Here is a 17,910-nt window from a genome sequence, read left to right as displayed (position 1 = left end):
AGAGGGAGCGGGGAGATTCGGGTGGGCCGTGGCGACCGACCCCAATCCCGGTCACTACTGGGCGCGCCAGGCCTGGTAGGCGCTGTCGATGTCGGCAGAGTTCTGGGCGATCCATTCGTCGTCGAAGCTGGCCGAACCGTCGAGGTGCGACGTGGGCAGGTCGGGCTCCATCGTCGGGTCAACGGTGGCTTCCGTGTTCGAGGGTGCGATCGGGATGAACTCCGACGGGGCGCCGTTGTGCTCGGCGCTCACGGCGAAGGCGATCAACTGCTGTGCGGCCGCGAGGTTCTTGGTGCCCTTCGGAATCGACAGGTAGGAGGCGGCGAGGATCTGCTGATCAAAGGTGTAGTCGACGGGCAGTTGCAGGTTCACCTTGGCGTCGTAGGCGCGGGCGTTGTAGGTCATCACCATGGAGACTTCGCCGCTGCCGACGATCTCCTCGGACTCCGAACCGCTCTGCCAGAAGACCAGCTGGTCCTTGATGGTGTCGAGCTTGGCGATGGCACGAGGGATATCGAGCGGGTACAGCTCGTCGGGCGCGACGCCATCGGCGAGGAGCGCGATCTCGAAGATCCCGCCGAGCGAGTAGTCCATGACTCCGCGCTTGCCGGGATACTTCTCGAGGTCGAAGAAGTCCGCCCAGCCGGTGGGCGACGTCGTGACCGCGTCGGTGTTGTAAGCGAGGACGATGCTGTAGAGCGTGTTCGCGACGCGGTAATCCGAGGAGTAGCCCTCGAGGATCTCGCCCTGCGGGATCACCGAGTAGTCGAGAGGCTCGAGATAATCGGCGTCGGCGCTGGTACCCCAGGTGTTGTCGCCGTTGTAGACGTCCCAGACGACGCGGTTCGCGTCGACCATGGAACGGAGCTTCGCATTGTCGGTGCCAGACTCGATGGTGACCTCGGTTCCGGTCTCCTCCGTGAACGGATCGAGGATGCCCTGCTTCATGGCTTCCTGATAGGCGCCTCCACCGTCAACCCAAACGATTGGGCCGGAGGAGGTTTCGCCGCCACCGGAGCTGCAAGCGGCGAGCGTGGCTGCCGTTGCGCCGGCCAGAACTGCGAGGAGCGCGCGTCGTGCTGTCGTCTTTGACATCTTGGAACCGTTTCTCGTTCGGGTGGAGAGTTGGAGACGGATTGGATCAGGTCATACGAATGACTTGTGTCGATGATAGAGTCATACGTAAGACTCGTCAATGGCCAACGCAAAAGTCGTTGAATGCCGGAGATGAAGCAACATGAGGGGGAAACGTGAGTTCTCGGCGACGGTCGGTTACGAGCGGTGACGTTGCACGCCACGCTGGTGTCTCGCAATCGGCGGTATCGCTGGTGATCTCAGGCAAATCCGGTACCCGGGTTTCGGCATCCACCGCTGAGCGCATCAGGCAGTCCGCTGCGGAGCTCGGGTACTCGCCGAATCATGCTGCCGTGATGCTTCGCACGGGAGTGGCGCCCACGTTAGCTCTGGCGGTGCCGACGTTGACTCAGCCCTTCTTTTCGTCTGTTCTCGTTGCCGCAGAGCGGCGGGCGCGCGCGTTCGGATATTCGATGATCCTGCTCGATAGCGGTAGTGACGAGAAGTGGGTCTCGAGTCTGTCGTCGATGCTTCGCGGCGGGGTGCTTGCGGGCGCGATCGCATACGCGCCGACCGAACCGGAGGCCAGGATTCTCGCGGACACCGGATTCTCTGTCGTTCTCGCCGACATCGAACTCGAGGGCTCGACGAGCATCCGGTTCGACTTCTCGGAGGGGGCGAAGCAGGCGGCCGGGCACCTGGCTGACTTGGGGCACACGCGGATCGCCTATCTCGCTGCGAGCAGTGAGCGGGAGACTTACCGGCTGCGACTGCAGGCGTTCAGCCAGGAGGTCGCGGCACGCGGCGGACAGGTCGTGGCGATCGAGCACAGTGCGTCGCTGGAATTCGACGACGCGGTCGGCGCTGGGGCGAGACTGCTCGCCCTCGGCGCCGGCTTCTCGGCGGTCATGTGCGACGACGACCTGCTCGCCGCGGCCATGGTTAAGGCTGCGGGCGTCGGTCGAGTCCCGAGTTCGCTGTCCGTGATCGGGGTCGGTGACATCGAACTTTCGCGGATGCTGACTCCCGAGTTAACGACGGTCGAACTATCCGCTGCCGCGATGGGCTCCGGCGCGATCGACCTGATCCTCGAAAGCGGAGAGAACGCGGGGGCCGTGCAACTGTCGATCCCGTCGAAACTCATCGTTCGTGGGTCCACCGGCCCCGCCTCACGCTGAGGACTTTTGAACCCGAAGCAACAGATGGATGCGTCGCTCCCAAGTGGATAGGCGCTGACTGACTGCGGTGCAGTCGACTCCGAAAGAGCTCGGAGCAACACCGAACCTTTCGCGTCGGCGGTGTGCAGACTGGTGACGGTGGCGAGGGCGTCGGCGACCAGCCGGGCCGCGCCGCACGAGGACCCGCAAGCACCTTTCCGTAGCCGTTGCGCCACGATCACCGGAGCGCTGGTGGCCGTAGTCACCGTGGCCAGCAGGGCGTTCAGTCCGCGGACTCCGGAGAAGCCGAATCCGGCGCCCTGCTTCTGGTGCCCGTGCACCTCGATGATCGTGTCATCCACATCGACCAGCACGTGCTCACCAATACCCGACACGACATGCCTGTTCCCCGCAAGGCCGGACAGGAACCGGGTCGCGATCGCGTCGAGCTGACGAACATGCCCGAACGTGAACTTCCGCAGGAACGAACCCGGCGTCGACGACGCGCAGCAGGCGTGGAACAGCTTGCGCATCCCGCCCGCGAGCGAGGAGACCTTCAGACCGGCGTTCGCGCCCTTGTCGGTCGGAACACGCTCAGCCACCGATCCGCGAGGTCCCGCAGCCCGGCTTCCTCGGTCAGCCTCACGATCGGGATCAGCCCCGCCGCCGACACGAGATTCGGGTCATCGAATGAAGCTGACACGGCCGACGGAGCGTGCTTCAATTGCATCTACGAGATGCTTCTCGAATCGGTGGAACTGAGTTCGCGACAAACCCAATCTTCTCTGATTCGACAGGCATTCTCGGCTTAACGCGCCGCGCTCAACTCCAACCCGGTCGGTGGATAATCAGACAGTCCCGCGTACTCCTGCACGCGCCCTTTGTTGGCCGCCACGTGGAGATAGTAGTCACGATGTGCGAGATCTGCTGCTGCCTTCGCATCCAGGATCATCGTCGCTCTCGGGTGCAGTTGCAGCACGGAAGCGGGGCACATCGCTGTCACAGGGCCCTCGGCCGCAGCGGCGACCGCGGCGGCTTTCGTCGCGCCTTGGGCGACGAGGATCAGTTCTCGTGCCTCGGAGATGGTGCCCAGCCCTTGAGTGATGCAATGCAAGGGCACGTCTTCGAAGCTGTCGAAGAATCGAGCGTTGTCGGCACGCGTGCGGGCCGCGAGGGTCTTCACCCGCGTTCGTGAACGTAGTGAGGAGCCGGGCTCGTTGAACCCGATGTGCCCGTTGGCGCCGATGCCGAGGATCTGGACGTCGATGCCTCCGCTCGCGGCGATCGCGGCGTCAAAGTCGCGGGCGGCAGCGTCCAGGTCTTGCCCGCGGCCGTCTGGCACGTGGACCAGTGACGGCGTCATGTGGAGCGGCGCCACGACGTCTCGAGCGATGACTGTTGCGTAGCTTTCCGGGTGAGTCGCGCGGAGCCCGACGTACTCGTCGAGCGCGAAGCCTTGGACGCCGGAGAAGTCCAGTTCTCCGGCTTGGACGCGACGTGCGAGCTCCTCGTATGCGGCGACCGGGGAGGAGCCGGTAGCGAGTCCGAGCACAAGCGTGGGTTTGCGACGCAACGCGCGTACAACGGCGTCGGCTGCATGACGGGCGACCTGCTCGGCATCATCGACGATGACGATTTCCATGCTGGTTCCTTGCTTGTGTTGTGTGCAGTGTCGAAAAAAAGGCTGCGCTGCACATACCGGGATGCCGCTCCGCCACGGGGTTGGTGGGCCGGCGTTCTGTGCACGCCGAACGTGAGCGGCCGTTCCCGCTATTTGAGGTCTCTGACGAGTCCGGCGACGTGTTCCTCGCGTTCCTAGCGCGTATGGGGTCGCCCAGTGATACCGGGCCGACGTTGCCATGGGAGCGGGCCCGTTGAGCGGCGATACTCGACACCGACGGCGTCGAGACGGGCGAGGTGCTCGTCCAGCCGTTCCGCGAAGTCGGCGAAATTGTGACTCGGTCCCGACCAGAGCACTTCCGCGATCGCGCAGATCCGGGGGAAGACGAAGTAGTCGATTGTGCGCGGTGAGTCCATGTGTTCGGTCCAGACGTTCGCCTGGCCGCCGAGGATTCGTTCGGCTTCGTCGTCGGTCAGCCCGTCCGGGATGGGTTGGAATTGGTAGACGTCTTCGACGGTGAGGGGAATGGCGACTGGGATCGGTTCGTCTGGTGCGAGTGACTGGCGGTAGTCGAGGTAGACAGTGTTATCCGGGCAGGCGACCACGTTGTGTCCGCGCCGGGCTGCGACCGCTGCACCGGTCATGCCGCGCCAGGACGCCACGACCGCATCGGCCGGGAGTTCGCCTTCTAGGATCTCGTCCCAACCGAAGAGCCTGCGTCCGCGTGCCGTGAGTCGCTCGTTGAGGCGGGCGATGAACCAGGCTTGAAGTGCAGTCTCGTCAGTGAGCCCGAGTTCGGTGATCCGCGCCTGAACTCGGCGGTCGTTGCGCCATTGGTTCTTCGGGCATTCGTCCCCGCCGACTCCGATGAAGGGGCTCGGGAAGAGGTCCATGACTTCGTCGAGGACGTTGGCGAAGAACTCAACGGTGGATTCCTCTGCGTTCAGGACGTTCTCGCTGACGCCCCATCGGGTCCAGACGTCGAGTGCCGCGCCCGTGACGCCGAGTTCGGGGTATGCGGCGAGTGCCGCCTGTACATGCCCGGGTGACTCGATCTCGGGGATGATGGTGATGAATCGTTCTGCGGCGTAGGCAACGATCTCGCGGATGTCGTCTTGGGTGTAGAAGCCCCCGTGTGGCCGGCCGTCGCCGGGTCCGTTCGGGTCGGCGCCGACCTGCGATTCGAGCCTCCATGCGCCGACCTCGGTGAGCCAGGGGTACCGTTTGATTTCGATGCGCCAGCCTTGGTCGTCGGTGAGGTGGAGATGCAGGATGTTGAGTTTGTGCATCGCCATGAGGTCGATGAATCGAAGTAGGTCGTGTTTGGGCATGAAGTGCCGTGCAACGTCGAGCATCGCTCCGCGCCAGCCGAATCGTGGCGCATCCTCGACCTCGACGGCAGAGAGCTCCCAGCTGACACCCGTGACGCGGGAGCGGCGGAAGATGGCGGGCGGCAACAGCTGGAGGAGGCTCTGGCAGCCGTAGAACACACCAGCCGCGGAACCGCCGGCGATCCGGACACCCTCAGGACTGACCTGAAGACGGTAGGCGTCGTCGCCCAGCAGGTCATCGACTTGGAGGGCGATGGCGCCACCGGCGTCTCGGTCCAGGAGCAGACCGGTGGCGGGACGCAGTGCGGACTGCAACCAGGTCGCGACCTGCGACAACTCGTCCGGCGCTGCGACCCCGGATGAGCTGTCGAGGAGATAACCGGTCACCCGCTCGTCCAGGGCATGAGGGAGAAGCGTTTTCGCAAACGGGCGAGGAAGAAGCATCAGGTTGGTCCTTTCCCGGCGCGACACTGTGTCGGTGACCGGCATGTTGAGAGGTTCAGCGCGCGGAGCGCGTCAGCGGACAGATGTCCCCGACGGCGCGAGAGGGTCCTGTGAACCACGGCCTGTCGAGGCGAGATCTGCGCGCACTTCACTGCGGAGCTTGCCGTGGTTGCTCGGGTTCGGTGCGGCGGCAAGAAGCAGCTCGGTGTATTCGTGACGCGGGTTGAGGATGACCTCGTCGGAGGGCCCGCGTTCGACGATGTTGCCGCGGAGCATCACAATGATCTCGTCGCTGAAGTGCCGGGCGGTGGCCAGGTCGTGTGTGATGTAGAGCACCCCGAGGTTGTCTTCGCGCTGCAGTCGGGCGAGGAGATTCAGGACCGACAGCCGGATAGACACGTCCAGCATCGAGACGGGTTCGTCAGCGATCAGAAACCGTGCACCAGGCGCGAGAGCGCGTGCGATCGCGACGCGTTGGCGTTGACCGCCGGACATCTCGTGCGGCTTCTTGGCGGCGAAGACGTTCGCAGGGGTGAGGTTCACGCGCTCGAGCAGCTCGTACGTCTGTTCCTTCGTTTCACGCGCCCCTCGGGTGACGCCGTGAAGCTTCAGCGGCCGCTCCAAGTGATGCTCGACCGTGTGGAACGGGTTCAGCGAAGCGAACGGGTCCTGGAACACCATCTGCACTTGATGGCGGTAGTCCACGAGCGCGCGGCCCCGAGTTGCGCTCGAGGTGCCGTCAAGCAGAATGTCACCAGACGTCGGCTGCTCGAGCTTCGCGATCATCCTGGCGACCGTGGACTTGCCCGAGCCGGACTCGCCGACGATCGCGATGGTCTTCCCAGGTTCGAGGACGAAGTTGATGTCGTTCGCGGCACGGAGCTTTGAGCGTTTCAGTCCGCTCCGGATCGTGAAGTCTTTGGTCAGGTTCCGAACCTCGAGTGAGCCCATGCTCAACCCCTTCCTTCTGCTGGGTCACCGGTACGCACGAAATCTCCCCGTTCACCGGTCAGGCTCGGGAAGGAAGCCAGGAGCTTCTGCGTGTAGGGATGTTGCGGCTTTGTGTAGATCGCCTCGGAGGTATCGAGCTCCACGATTTCGCCGCGCAGCATGACCGCGATCCTGTCACTGATCTCCAGGAGCATCGGCAGGTCATGGGTGATGAAGATGACGGCGAAGTTGAACTCCTCGCGGAGTCGCATCACTTCGCGGAGGATTCCGCGCTGGACGACGACGTCCAAGGCCGTCGTCGGTTCATCCATGATCATGACCTGCGGCTGCAAGGCGAGTGCCATCGCGATCATCACGCGTTGGCGCATGCCGCCGGAGAGCTCGTGGGCGTAGCTGTTCACGCGGTCCGGGTCTACACCGACGAGGGTCAGCAGTTCCCGGCTGCGGGCGACCTTCTGCTTCTTCGTCATGTTCGGCCGGTGAGTTGTCAGCACGTCGAAGAGTTGCGAGCGGACGCTGATCACCGGGTTCAGTGAGTTCATCGCACCTTGGAAGACCATGGAGATCTTGTCCCACCGGAATGCGCGCAGGTTGTCGCCTTCGAGGGAGACGACGTCGATGTCCTTCCCGGATTCGTCGTGGAAGATCACTTCACCGGCGCGCATGAGTGCGGGCGGCTTCAGGAGTTTGTTCAGTCCGTAGGCGAAGGTGGTCTTGCCGCAACCGGATTCTCCGGCCAGGCCGAGGATTTCGCCTCGGTGCAGGGTGAGCGACACGTTCTTCACGGCGTGCACCGGCGGGGTGACTTCGTACTCGATCGAAACGTTGCGGGCGGTGAGGACCGGGGTGAGTGCGTCGACGTAGCGGTCGTGTCCGGGGCTGGTGAGCGGGCCGGGGCTGGTCTTCGGGATCATGGTCATTCGCCCACCCTCTTCGCGTTCTCGTTCTCGTTCTCGGCGTCGATGATGACGCCGTCGTCGTTGACGTTGCGGTTCGACGTGACCTCAAGGCCGGCCTTCCGGGCCGTTCGCACGCTGCGTTGGGCTGCGGGTGCGAGTCGCAGTTTCGGGTTGATGTACTCGTCGATGCTGAAGTTGATCAGCGAGAGCCCGCATCCGAGCAGGGCGATGAGCGCTCCGGGTGGGATGAACCACCACCAGGCGCCGCTTGAAAGTGCTGTTCCGAGCTGGGCTTCGTTGAGCATCGTGCCCCAGGTGATGGATCCAACCGGGCCGAGTCCCAGGTAGGAGAGCCCTGCTTCGCCGAGGATGCCGAGGATCACCGCGAACAGGAACTGGGCGGCGAGCAACGGCAGCAGGTTGGGCAGGATCTCGACGAGGATGATGCGCACCGGCTTCTCGCCGGCGACGCGGGCGGCAGCAACGTAGTCACGGTTGCGCAGCGATTTCGCCTGTGAGCGGAGGACCACGGCTGATCCTGCCCACCCGGTCAGACCGAGCACGAGGGCGACGAGGAGCAGGGTGCGGGATGGGACATAACTGGCGATCACGATGATCAACGGCAATCCGGGGATCACCAGCATGATGTTGGTTACGAGCGAGAGGAACTCGTCAGTCCATCCTCCGAAGTAGCCGGCGACGATGCCGAACGCGAGCGAGAGCACGACGGCGATGATGCCAGCAATCAAGCCGACCATGAGTGAGCCTCGGGCGCCGTACGCGAGTTGTGCGAGCACGTCGTACCCGAGCTGTGTCGTCCCGAGCAGGTGTTCCGGGCTCGGTGGCTGCAGTGACGGGTTCCCCGAGAACTTCGGGTCTTGCACGAAGAACGGGCCGATGATCCCGAACAGGACGATGCCGAAGGTGAGGACCAGGCCGACGATCAGCTTCGGCGACCGACGGGGCAGGTTCGCGAGGATGCGCCGCTTCACGGGGATTTCGCGGGCGGCGACGGCCGCGGTGTTCGCGAACGCGACCGTGGCGGGCTGTTCCTCGAGCGGCAAGCCGTCGACGGCGAAGTCATCTCGAGGAGACGCCGATTCTGTTGATTTGGCGAGCTCGTGCTCGCGAACACTCTCATCCATTGTGACGCGTCCTTGGGTCGATGAAGCCGTACACCAGGTCCATGATGAAGTTCGCCGCGAGAACCGTGACCGTGATGATGAGGAAGATTCCCTGCATCAGCGCGTAGTCGTTGTTCTGAACGGCTTGGATGAGGAGCTTTCCGATCCCTGGGTAGGAGAAGACTTGCTCCATGACGATCGACCCGGCGACCACGAAGCCGAGGGAAATGCCGAAGCCGGCGATCGATGGGAGGATCGCGTTCCGAGCTGCGTAGGTGAGCAGCACCCGTGAGTTCTTCAACCCTTTCGCTTCCGCGGTCGTGACGTAGTCGTCCGACAGGGTCGAGACCATCATGTTCCGCATGCCGAGCAGCCATCCGCCGAACGATGACAACACGATCGTCAACGCAGGCAGGAAGCCGTAGTAGATGACGGAGCCCGCGAACGCCCACGACCACTCCGGTCCGCCTGTGAATTCAAGCCCGTAGGCGTGGATTCTGGGGAACCAGCTGTTCTGGACTGAGAAGAAGTAGACGAGCAGCAGGGCGAGCCAGAAGTACGGCACGGATTGGAGCAACGTCGACGCGGGGATGACACCGTCGAGCCAGGTGCCGCGTTTCCATCCGATCCAGATGCCACCGGCGATGCCGATGATGAAGGAGATCAGCGTGGCCAGCCCGACCAGGCCGATAGTCCATGGCAAGGATTCGCTGATCAGTGTGGACACGCTCACCGGGTACTGGGTGACGGAGACACCGAGGTCACCGCTGAAGATGCGTTGAAGGTACGTGACGTACTGGGTCCAGAGTGATTCTCCGGTGTCGGATCCGAGGAGGAGCCTGATGGAATGCTCCACCCCTGGGGGGATGTCCCGGCCGACCCGCTCCAACTTCGCAAGAAGTATGTCAGCCGGGTCGCCGGGCATCATCCTGGGGATGAAGAAGTTGAGGGTCAACGCCGCCCACAGGGTGACCGCGTAGAACGCGATGCGTCGGGCGTAATACTTCATCGACTGCTCCCCAACACCATCTGAACTCCTCCTCGAATCGTCACTGGCTGCTACTTCCCAGCAGGTGCGAGGTTCTGCAGGATGTAGGACATGTCCAGCACCGACCCGACCTGCTGGTAGGCGTAGAGGTCATCCTCGGTCGGCCATCCGGTGAAATCGGTGTCGTTGTAGAACGTCTGTGCCGCGTTGATGTTGACCGGGATGTAGGGCAGGTCTCGAACGATCTCGGTCTGGATCCGGTCGTACGCTGCCGCCTTGACGCTCGCATCGTCGGTCGCTGATGCGGCCCTGACCGCCTCATCGACGATCGGGTTGGAGTAGCGGGTGAAGTTGAAGTGACTCGGGTCCAGCTGTTCACCGACCGGTCCGGTGAAGTCCGTGGTCAGGAAGTCGTTGTAGATCTTCCACGGGTCGGCGAGCGGGGTCGTCTGCATGTAGCCGAGGATCAACTCGAACTGCCCGGTCTGACGCCCGTCGGAGAACTCCTGCCAGGAGAACGTGCCGGCGGTGATCTTGATTCCGGCAGCCAGCGCCTGCTCTTCGATCAACTTGCCCGTGTTGTTGTAGTCGGTCCACCCGTCGACGGAGTTCAGCGTCAGTTCAACGGGCTTTCCGTCCTTCTCGTAGATGCCGTCACCGTTCTTGGTGTAGCCGGCAGCTTCGAGCACTTTCCCGGCCGCGGCCGCGTCGGGGTCCTGAGGCGCTTCATGCGGTTGCCCGTCACCGATCCACATGTCGTCACGTCCGAGGAGCGCGAGCGTCGGCGACATGGGAGTCGTCAGGCCGACGAACGCCTTGTCCGTGATCGTCGTGCGGTCGATCGCCAGGTAGATCGCTTCGCGGACCGCCGGGTCCGTCTGCGGGCCTACGCAGCCGAGGTCGGCGTTGGCGCAGGTGTAGAGCACGGTCGGGTCGGAGGGCAACACCATGTACCCCATTCCGCCGTCGACCAGCGACTGGTAGTTCGGGGTGAAGATCGAGGTGTAGTCGATTTCACCTGCTGCGATGAGGTCTTCCGCGGCCTGGTTTCCGTCGATGGCGAGGAAGCGGAGCTCCTTGAGCGCCGGCTTGTCCTCGTCCCAGTAGTCTTCGTTGGCTGCGAAGGTGTACGCGCCGCCGGAGAGTTCGTCGACCAGGTACGGGCCGCTGCCGACCGGGTCCTCGTTGGTGCCGGCGGTGGGGTCCTCGATCTTCTCCCAGATGTGTTTGGGGTAGATCAGAGCTGTGCCGAGCAGACCGACCACATTCACGAACTGCGGGTCGGTGAAGACCAGCTTGACGGTGTTCTCGTCAACGGCGACGGCCTCGGTGAGCGTCTGCGGCTTCGAGAGTTCGTAGGTGAAGGAGAAGATGACATCGTCGACCGTCAGCGGTTCCCCGTCACTCCACGTGACGTCGTCGCGAAGTTCGACGGTGAGTTCCCGGCCGTCCTCGCTGAACGCATAGTCCGTGCCCAGCAGCGGGTGCGGATCTTCCGAGCTCATCCGGTTGAAGTGGAAGAGGGGCTGGTAGACGAGACCGACGGTACCGGCGAGCGGGTTGGGCGAGAACGGGTTGAAGTTCGCGACTACCGGAGTCTGCGCGCCGGCGAAGACCGTCAGCGTCTTCTCGGTTTCGGCGCCACTGCTTGCCGGGGTGCATCCGGAGGCGAGCAGGGCGAGCCCGGATGCGAGGCCTGCAGCGGCCATGAGGCGGAAACGCCTTTTGTTGTGGAGCATCTTCGGTCCTTTCGTGGGGTTGTGTTGCGTTGGGTTCTTAGTGCTGGAATGAAGGAACGGTGGGTATGCCGAGCTCGTGGCGACGTTGCGTGCGGGCCAATGAGGTTCGGATTCGGGATTCGGCGGCCGAGCGGTCCGCCGGGTTCAAGGCGAGTTCATCGAAGGAGAGCAGGATCGAACCCGCCAGCGGTGACAGCTCGGGCACGATGACGTTCGCTTGAGGATGGGTTGCGGCGATGCCGTTGCGGACCGCTTCGCTGAGCATCGGGTAGTCGGCGGCGAGCACCCCTCCGCCGAGTACCACGTCGGCGTCGGTGTCGTTCAGGCCGACCCGGTCCAACGCGATCGTCGCCATCGCGATGACTTCTCGCGCTTGGCGTTCGACGATGTCGCCGGCGATGCGGTCGCCCAGTGCTGCCGCATCGAACAGGATCGGCACGATCTCGTGCAGGCGTGTTTGGTCGATGTCACCGAGGTGTACGGCTTCTGCGACGCCGAGTGCGGTTGGGTGCCCGAAGTGCTGTGCGATGAGTTCGCTGAGCAGCGTCCACGAGCCGCGGCCGTCTTCTGCCCGGGTGGCGTGGAACATGGCGGCGAACGCGAGGTCGAAACCTCCGCCCCAGTCGCCAGTGATGGTCCCGATCGCCGGGAACCTCGCCACTTCGCCGCGCCGACCGAGGCCGACGCAGTTGATTCCCGCGCCGCAGACCACGGCCACACCGACGGGTTCTGCCACTCCGGAGCGGAGCAGTGCCAGTGTGTCGTTGCCGACCCGCACCTCTGGGGCAAGCTTCCAGGCGAGGATTCGCTCCAGCAGGAGGCGTTCTTCGACGGGGAAGTCCGCGTTGGCCACATAGGCACCGATGCCGAGGAGCGTCGGATGTCCAGCTGCGGCGACGGCAGCGTTGACGGCAGCGCGGAGTTCTTCGTCCGCGGTGTCCGCACCGCTTGCGTGCGGGCGGTGGCCGCCCGAGCGGATGATGCTCAGCACCTCGCCGTCGATTCGGACGACGGCGACGTCGGTCTTTGAATTGCCACCATCGATCGCAACCACCGCGTCGTGGGTTGGCGTGGTCATGCTGTCCATGGCAGGAATGCGGCGTTCTCGGCGAGAAGACGGTCGGTGAGATCGTTGGCCAGATCCCACTGCCCGACGAGCGGGTGGGCCAGGAGTGCGTCAGCCACGCGTTGACGGCCCCCGTGCAAAGCTGCCTCGAGGGCGAGCTGCTCGTACGCCGCAACGTGTCCGATCAAGCCGGCGAAGCGCGGCTCGATCGGTGCTTGCGCGAGCGGGCGTGCCCCGCCGGCACCGATGATCGCGGGCGTCTCGATGACGAAGTCGTCGGGCAGGAAGGGCAGGGTGCCTTGGTTCAGCGTGTTTACGACCTGGACGTCGCCGCGGTCGGACACGAGGGATGCCACGAGCTGCACTGCTGCTTCGGAATAGAACTCGCCTCCACGGTTGGAGAGGAGTTCGGGTTTCGTGTCAACTGCGGGATCTGCGTACAGCTCGAGCAGCTTGGCCTCCATCGCGGCGACCTGTTCCGCGCGAGTTGGGCTGTTCAGCTGCTCCTGGACGACAGCATCGTGCTGGTAGAAGTAGCGCAGGTAGTAGGACGGGATTGCTTCAAGGCGTCGAAGCAGCTCAACCGGCTGGTGCATGCGAGTCGCGATGAGCTCGCCTTGGGTTTCGAGCAGCGAGGGCAAGAGATCCTTGCCAGGCTTCGCACTTCCGGATGTTGGGGCCACGACCTCATCGACATCCAGGAGGCGAACGCCGCGTTCCCAGGTGAGGTGGTTCAATCCAACATGGTCGAGGGCGATTCGCTCGGGTTGAACGTCGAGCAGGCCGGCGAAGTACCGCTGCAAGCCGATGGCGACATTGCAGAGGCCGATCGCCTTGTGCCCGTGGCTGAGGAGTGCCCGGGTGACGATTCCGACGGGGTTCGTGAAGTCGACGATCCAGGCCTCAGGGTTTGCGGCACGGACCTGGTCGGCAATGTTGAGCACGACAGGCACGGTTCGGAGTGCTTTCGCGAGTCCGCCGGCTCCGGTTGTCTCCTGCCCGAGGCAGCCGCACTCGAGCGGCCAGGTCTCGTCGCGTTGGCGAGTTTCCTGCCCACCTACCCGCAACTGGAGCAGTACCGCAACCGCCCCCTCGGATGCGCCAGCAACATCGTCGGTCTCCGTGACGACCGCTGCGTGGCCCTGCCTCAAGAGCATCCGCTGCGATACAGCGGCCAAGAGTTGCCGCCGCTCGCGGTTCGGATCCACGAGGACGATCTCAGTGAGAGGCAGTCTGTCCCGTAGGCGCGCGAACCCGTCGATGAGTTCGGGGGTGTATGTCGATCCGCCGCCGACGACGACAATTTTCATGTGCTAACTCCAAGGTTGCGCGGTGCTCGTCAGGGGCATCGACGCAACTTCCGGCTGAGCAAGTCGCTCGGCCGCATCGGTGCCCTCTGATGAGAGTAGGCAACTCAGGGAAACGTGTAAAGAGTCTTTCCGAGATTCCTTGCGAATATCTCGCGCCGCGCGCCGTGTACGGCGAGGGAACGGGCGCCCTGCACTGTTCCGGCGCGACCAAGGGTGCTCTGAATCACCGCGGTCGGCCACGGCACGAGTTCGGCGAGACGGCCCTCGAGAGCGGCGCGGCCCGGCTCTATCGCTGCGCCGATGCCTCCGACGAGGACGATCGTTTCGACATCGACGACTGCCACCAGGCAGGAGCACAACACTGCGATGCGGCGTGCTGTTTCGTCTACGATCGCCTGAGCGAACGCGTCGCCGGACTCTGCAGCGGCGAAGACGGCCGGAAGCTCAATCGGGCTGGTGACTCGCGTGGCGGCCACGAGCGGCCCGCCCGCCTGTAAGAGCGAGTCTGCGTATGCGGTCATTGCGTCACTGCTCGGGTCGGCCAGGATGGGTCCGTGTGAGTTCTCACTGAACAGCAGGTCGAGTTCGCCGGCGCTACCCCGTCGGCCGCGACGCACGCGGCCACTGAGAACGAGGGCAGCTCCCACGCCCGCCCCGACCGAGATCATCGCGAAGTCGTCTTCCTCGACGCACGCACCGTAGCGCCGCTCGGCAAGTGCAGCAGCGTTCACATCATTCTCGACGAACACTCGCGCACCAAGGAGTTCACTGAGTTCCTCGCCGAGCGCAGAACCGTTCAAGCCCTCGAACCCACCAGCCATTTCGATGCGGCCCGTTTCTGGGTGAACAACACCGGGGATGCCGATCCCGATCGCCTGGATGTCCCGCAAGTCGATCCCGGCTTCACGGCAGACTTCCTTGCGAAGTCGAAGGATGGTGACGATGATCCCGTTCAACGTGAGGTCACCGACCGGCTCTGCCGCCTCCGCCAAGAGTCGGTCATCGAGGCCGGCGAGCTGGGCACGGATGTACCGCGTGCCGACATCCAAACCGAGCACAGGCAACGACCGCCCGGCAGCCTGAAACAGCTCGGCGCCATACTTCGAGACCGCCGCACTCGACGCCACCTGCTCCACGAGCCCAGCGCTAATCAGCGAGGTCAGTGCGGCCGACACGGTCGGTTTCGTGAGGCCGATTGCTCCGGCAAGGGCCGTTCTCGTTGAGGGTGACTGCCGATAGAGCTCCTCAAGCACTGCGAGCTCGTTGGATCGCCGCATGTCTTTCAGGCCAGCCGGCCCTGATGTGCTGTGCTCCACGCCCTCATCCTGACAGAGCCCCACCCACACTCGTGGCGCAATCACGGCCTCGGCACCTTCCGCGCGCCGACAGACGCAGGCACACCGCCTGACTCACTCGGGTCCCGGATGAACCCGATAGACTCTTTACAAGCGTGCGCCGGGGGAGCCTTTGATCGCCATCGAAGGCGACGACGGCCTCGAGCGCCTTCGACTGCGCGATACGACGACCGGTGAGGATGCCGCGCTCGACGCGACCGGGCTCTTCATCGCGATCGGCCACGATCCGCGCAGCGAGCTCGTCGCCGGCCAGGTCGAACTCGACGATGGACGGCTACGTGCTGGTGGCGCATCCGTCGACCCGAACGAATCTCGCAGGCGTCTTCGCCTGCGGCGACCTCGTGAATGGCGCCTTGGCTTCCTGTATATGCCTCGACGCGTTGTGGGGCACGCATGTGGAGAAGGGCTTCGAGGTTCCCGTGTCGAAGCGATCAGGAGGTCGCGTGTTGATGACCGCCTCGGTCTGTAGAAAGAGGGAAGCCCGATAGCGTGAGCCCATGTGGTTGACTGCTGACGCCAAATTCGAGGAGATCGCGCCCATCTGGATTGAGGCGGTTGCCACGGTCGTCGGCGTGATCGTTGCACTGATCGCGATTGTTCTCACTTTGAAGCAAGTTCGCATGACTGCACAGCAGATGCGGCAGGCCTCGGAGCGGGAGGCGCAGGACTCGGAGGATCAAACGCGTCCATATGTTGGCTTGGATGTCCTCCCGGGCCTTGGTGGCGCGCCATCATTCGACATGGTGATCGAGAACTTCGGAAAGGCCACGGCGTACGATGTGCGGCTGCGACTCGTCAATGAGGAATTCGGGCCACAATCAGAATCCGACGAAATTGGGTCAGCGCTCGGGCGGTTGTTCGCCGTCGGCTTCGATCTGGCGCCGGGGGCTCGTCGACGCGTATTCTGGCGCCTGCCTGCAGACGAGAATGCCTCACCCTCGGGAGCCATGGGTGCGCCGGAGGCCGCGGAAGTGGTCGTTGAGTATGGATGGGAGCCCGGCGGAGACCGGGAGTCTCGTGTGTTCAAGGACCGCCTTCGCTACGACTTGAGTGAGTATCCGAAGCTCACACCATCCCCGACCAAGGGTGCACGAACAATCGGTTCCACGACAGATGCGCAGCTGAAGAACGCGGTGCACGCGCTCGGGGCGATTGCTGAACATGTCGCCGAGATCAGGCGGTGAGCGATGGCGCACGAGGAGGTTCAGTTCGGCCGCCACTACACCGGTGTTCTGCATGACCAGGTCAAGGGCTCAATCGTTCCGGCGACGTTGATCTTTACGGAGCGACGTGGCGCACAGGTCGAAGTCGCCTTCATGTCGCAGTCGGCATTTGGCGACTTCCCTGCACAACGAGCATGGTTCGATCACAACCGCATCGCGATCCCCGCCAACTTGAACTTCTACAGCACGGAGCTTCGGCTCGGTTTGTACAACACGAGCTTGGTGAAGGTTGAACCGCGTGCATACGTGACGATGGGTACATTCACTGCGGCGGAGGTGGTGTTCCAAGACCGAGATGTTCCGGTGAGCGACCCGCTTTTGGTGACCGAGCTCCAGAGCCGGATCGACGGTCTTGCGGATCTCACCGGTCTTCGAGCCTCGGATATGGAAACCGCGACCGACGACGATGGGCGGATTCAAGCCCTGCACATCACCGTCAAGAGCCCCCCTCTCGTGACTTTGCTCTCTCATCGCACGCTCACCGAGCATGTTGCACCGCTTTCCCGGAGCGATCCTTGGGCCAAACTGATTGCCTTTGGACGACAGCTGACACCCGCGGACTTCTCCGCCTGGAACGATGCCCTCAACCCGACATGGACCCGCGCTTTCGCGAGTTTTCTTGACCTGATGAGTCGGGACAAGCACCCGATCTCCGACCGCCTCGTCAACATCGGGATAGCAGTTGAGATGGCCGGACGGCTTCTCCCAGTGCATCCCAACGAAGCCTGGAGCTATCGCGGCGGCACGCAACGCACTTTCAACACTTACGCGTATCGCTGCGTGATGGAGCTGGGGGCCGACTGGTCTTCCATCGCGGACTCACCCAACGGCGTCGCTGCCGCGATTCGGTGGGCATACACCTCTTCGAAACACCCGGAGGACGAGCCGCCTTCGCAGCGTGAGCAGTATCTGATTTCGCTGATCATGATGACGATGATGCGCCTCGTCGCGATCAGCAGAGCGAATCCAGCTGGCGAGATGATCTCGTCGTACGTGGCCGACTGGCAATTCCGCCAACTCGGCGAGTCGACGTTCAAGCAGGCTCGAGTCCGCATCAGCAATGAAGGCCGGTTCTACTCGACGGACGAAGCTGTGTGACGTTGTCGGCGGATTGCCGCTAGACGCCTGTACGAGCGAAATTCCGATCTGCTTTGTTCAGTGAAGAATGTAGGACGTGATCCTTGGCAGCGCCTCCACGCAGGCATCGCGAACTCCGCATACAGAAACAGCTACTTGGAGACCATGCCCCACTCACAAACGGCCCTCGAGCATCTCATAGACGGCCTCATAAATCTCGTCATCGATCAGGCCGTCGTCGTATGCTGCGAGCACATCGTCGAACGATCCTGTGACGCTCGGGAGCAGATCGTCGTGGACACCTTCGGTGCGAGATCCAGAAACGTATGGGCGCGAGACGAGCTCGTTGACGAGTTCATCTCGCGTCAGCTCACCCTTGGCATACCGCTGGGCCGCAGAGTAAGCAGTCTCGTGGTGTTCCGGACGAGTCATCGCTTCCTCTCTCGTCACTCAGACTACGGCGGCCGATCCTGCTGCATGCAGATGTCGGCACGTCCTCAATCAGGCTAGGAACAAAGCTAGTCGACCCTTGAGAATGAGATTCTGTGCGA

General features: G+C 63.5%; 15 protein-coding genes and 2 pseudogenes. 4 read left to right on the top strand and 13 right to left on the bottom strand.

Features of this window, described 5'->3' with window-relative positions:
- Positions 1-54: 54 nt before the first annotated feature.
- Positions 55-1,095 (bottom strand): ABC transporter substrate-binding protein, encoded by a 1,041-nt coding sequence (locus tag H521_RS20695; RefSeq protein WP_022891137.1) that lies wholly within the window; start codon positions 1,093-1,095, stop codon positions 55-57.
- A gap of 155 nt (positions 1,096-1,250) precedes the next feature.
- Here H521_RS20695 and H521_RS0100850 point away from each other — a divergent pair, with 155 nt between their 5' ends.
- Positions 1,251-2,252 carry a LacI family DNA-binding transcriptional regulator gene (locus H521_RS0100850; protein WP_022891136.1) on the top strand — a complete coding sequence of 334 codons (1,002 nt, stop codon included), beginning with the start codon at positions 1,251-1,253 and terminating at the stop codon, positions 2,250-2,252.
- Between the two features lie 23 nt (positions 2,253-2,275).
- Here H521_RS0100850 and H521_RS26355 read toward each other — a convergent pair.
- From H521_RS26355 to H521_RS0100795, 11 genes and pseudogenes are all read right to left on the bottom strand, one after another.
- Positions 2,276-2,961, bottom strand: a pseudogene (locus tag H521_RS26355) (transposase family protein); the annotation flags it as partial.
- Positions 2,962-3,039: 78 nt separating this feature from the next.
- Complete coding sequence (gene nagB, locus H521_RS20690; RefSeq protein WP_022891134.1) at positions 3,040-3,873, bottom strand: glucosamine-6-phosphate deaminase; 834 nt, start codon at positions 3,871-3,873, stop codon at positions 3,040-3,042.
- 173 nt (positions 3,874-4,046) lie between these two features.
- Positions 4,047-5,672: a beta-N-acetylhexosaminidase gene (locus tag H521_RS0100835; RefSeq protein WP_051159112.1), complete on the bottom strand. Its 1,626-nt coding sequence runs from the start codon at positions 5,670-5,672 to the stop codon at positions 4,047-4,049.
- Between the two features lie 27 nt (positions 5,673-5,699).
- On the bottom strand, positions 5,700-6,578 hold the full coding sequence (locus H521_RS20685) for an ABC transporter ATP-binding protein (RefSeq protein WP_022891132.1): 879 nt from the start codon (positions 6,576-6,578) through the stop codon (positions 5,700-5,702).
- A 2-nt stretch (positions 6,579-6,580) separates the two neighbouring features.
- On the bottom strand, positions 6,581-7,498 hold the full coding sequence (locus H521_RS0100825) for an ABC transporter ATP-binding protein (RefSeq protein ID WP_084511752.1): 918 nt from the start codon (positions 7,496-7,498) through the stop codon (positions 6,581-6,583).
- A complete protein-coding gene (locus H521_RS20680; RefSeq protein WP_084511751.1) occupies positions 7,495-8,622 on the bottom strand; it encodes an ABC transporter permease in 1,128 nt (375 codons plus the stop codon). Before H521_RS20680 ends, H521_RS0100825 begins: the two co-directional genes overlap by 4 nt.
- Positions 8,615-9,610: an ABC transporter permease gene (locus H521_RS0100815; protein WP_022891131.1), complete on the bottom strand. Its 996-nt coding sequence runs from the start codon at positions 9,608-9,610 to the stop codon at positions 8,615-8,617. Before H521_RS0100815 ends, H521_RS20680 begins: the two co-directional genes overlap by 8 nt.
- A 50-nt stretch (positions 9,611-9,660) precedes the next feature.
- Positions 9,661-11,298, bottom strand: a complete 1,638-nt coding sequence (locus tag H521_RS0100810) for an ABC transporter substrate-binding protein (RefSeq protein WP_022891130.1) — start codon at positions 11,296-11,298, stop codon at positions 9,661-9,663.
- A gap of 67 nt (positions 11,299-11,365) precedes the next feature.
- Positions 11,366-12,406 carry an N-acetylglucosamine kinase gene (locus tag H521_RS20675; protein ID WP_084511874.1) on the bottom strand — a complete coding sequence of 347 codons (1,041 nt, stop codon included), beginning with the start codon at positions 12,404-12,406 and terminating at the stop codon, positions 11,366-11,368.
- A complete protein-coding gene (locus tag H521_RS0100800; protein WP_022891128.1) occupies positions 12,403-13,704 on the bottom strand; it encodes a 6-phospho-beta-glucosidase in 1,302 nt (433 codons plus the stop codon). The genes H521_RS20675 and H521_RS0100800 overlap by 4 nt, the downstream gene beginning before the upstream one ends.
- A gap of 104 nt (positions 13,705-13,808) precedes the next feature.
- A complete protein-coding gene (locus H521_RS0100795; RefSeq protein WP_156891228.1) occupies positions 13,809-15,020 on the bottom strand; it encodes an ROK family transcriptional regulator in 1,212 nt (403 codons plus the stop codon).
- 160 nt (positions 15,021-15,180) lie between these two features.
- Between H521_RS0100795 and H521_RS25320 the strand changes: the two are divergent.
- The 3 genes and pseudogenes from H521_RS25320 to H521_RS0100780 all read left to right on the top strand — a co-directional run.
- Positions 15,181-15,406: pseudogene (locus H521_RS25320) on the top strand (NAD(P)/FAD-dependent oxidoreductase); the annotation flags it as partial.
- Positions 15,407-15,556: 150 nt separating this feature from the next.
- Positions 15,557-16,243 (top strand): hypothetical protein, encoded by a 687-nt coding sequence (locus H521_RS0100785; RefSeq protein ID WP_022891125.1) that lies wholly within the window; start codon positions 15,557-15,559, stop codon positions 16,241-16,243.
- Positions 16,244-16,246: 3 nt separating this feature from the next.
- Positions 16,247-17,380: a hypothetical protein gene (locus tag H521_RS0100780; protein ID WP_022891124.1), complete on the top strand. Its 1,134-nt coding sequence runs from the start codon at positions 16,247-16,249 to the stop codon at positions 17,378-17,380.
- A 153-nt stretch (positions 17,381-17,533) separates the two neighbouring features.
- Here H521_RS0100780 and H521_RS0100775 read toward each other — a convergent pair whose 3' ends face one another.
- Complete coding sequence (locus H521_RS0100775; protein WP_026481742.1) at positions 17,534-17,791, bottom strand: hypothetical protein; 258 nt, start codon at positions 17,789-17,791, stop codon at positions 17,534-17,536.
- Positions 17,792-17,910: the final 119 nt, after the last annotated feature.

This window comes from Agromyces subbeticus DSM 16689 (assembly GCF_000421565.1).
Classification (GTDB): domain Bacteria; phylum Actinomycetota; class Actinomycetes; order Actinomycetales; family Microbacteriaceae; genus Agromyces; species Agromyces subbeticus.
This window is presented reverse-complemented; position numbering and strand designations above follow the sequence as displayed.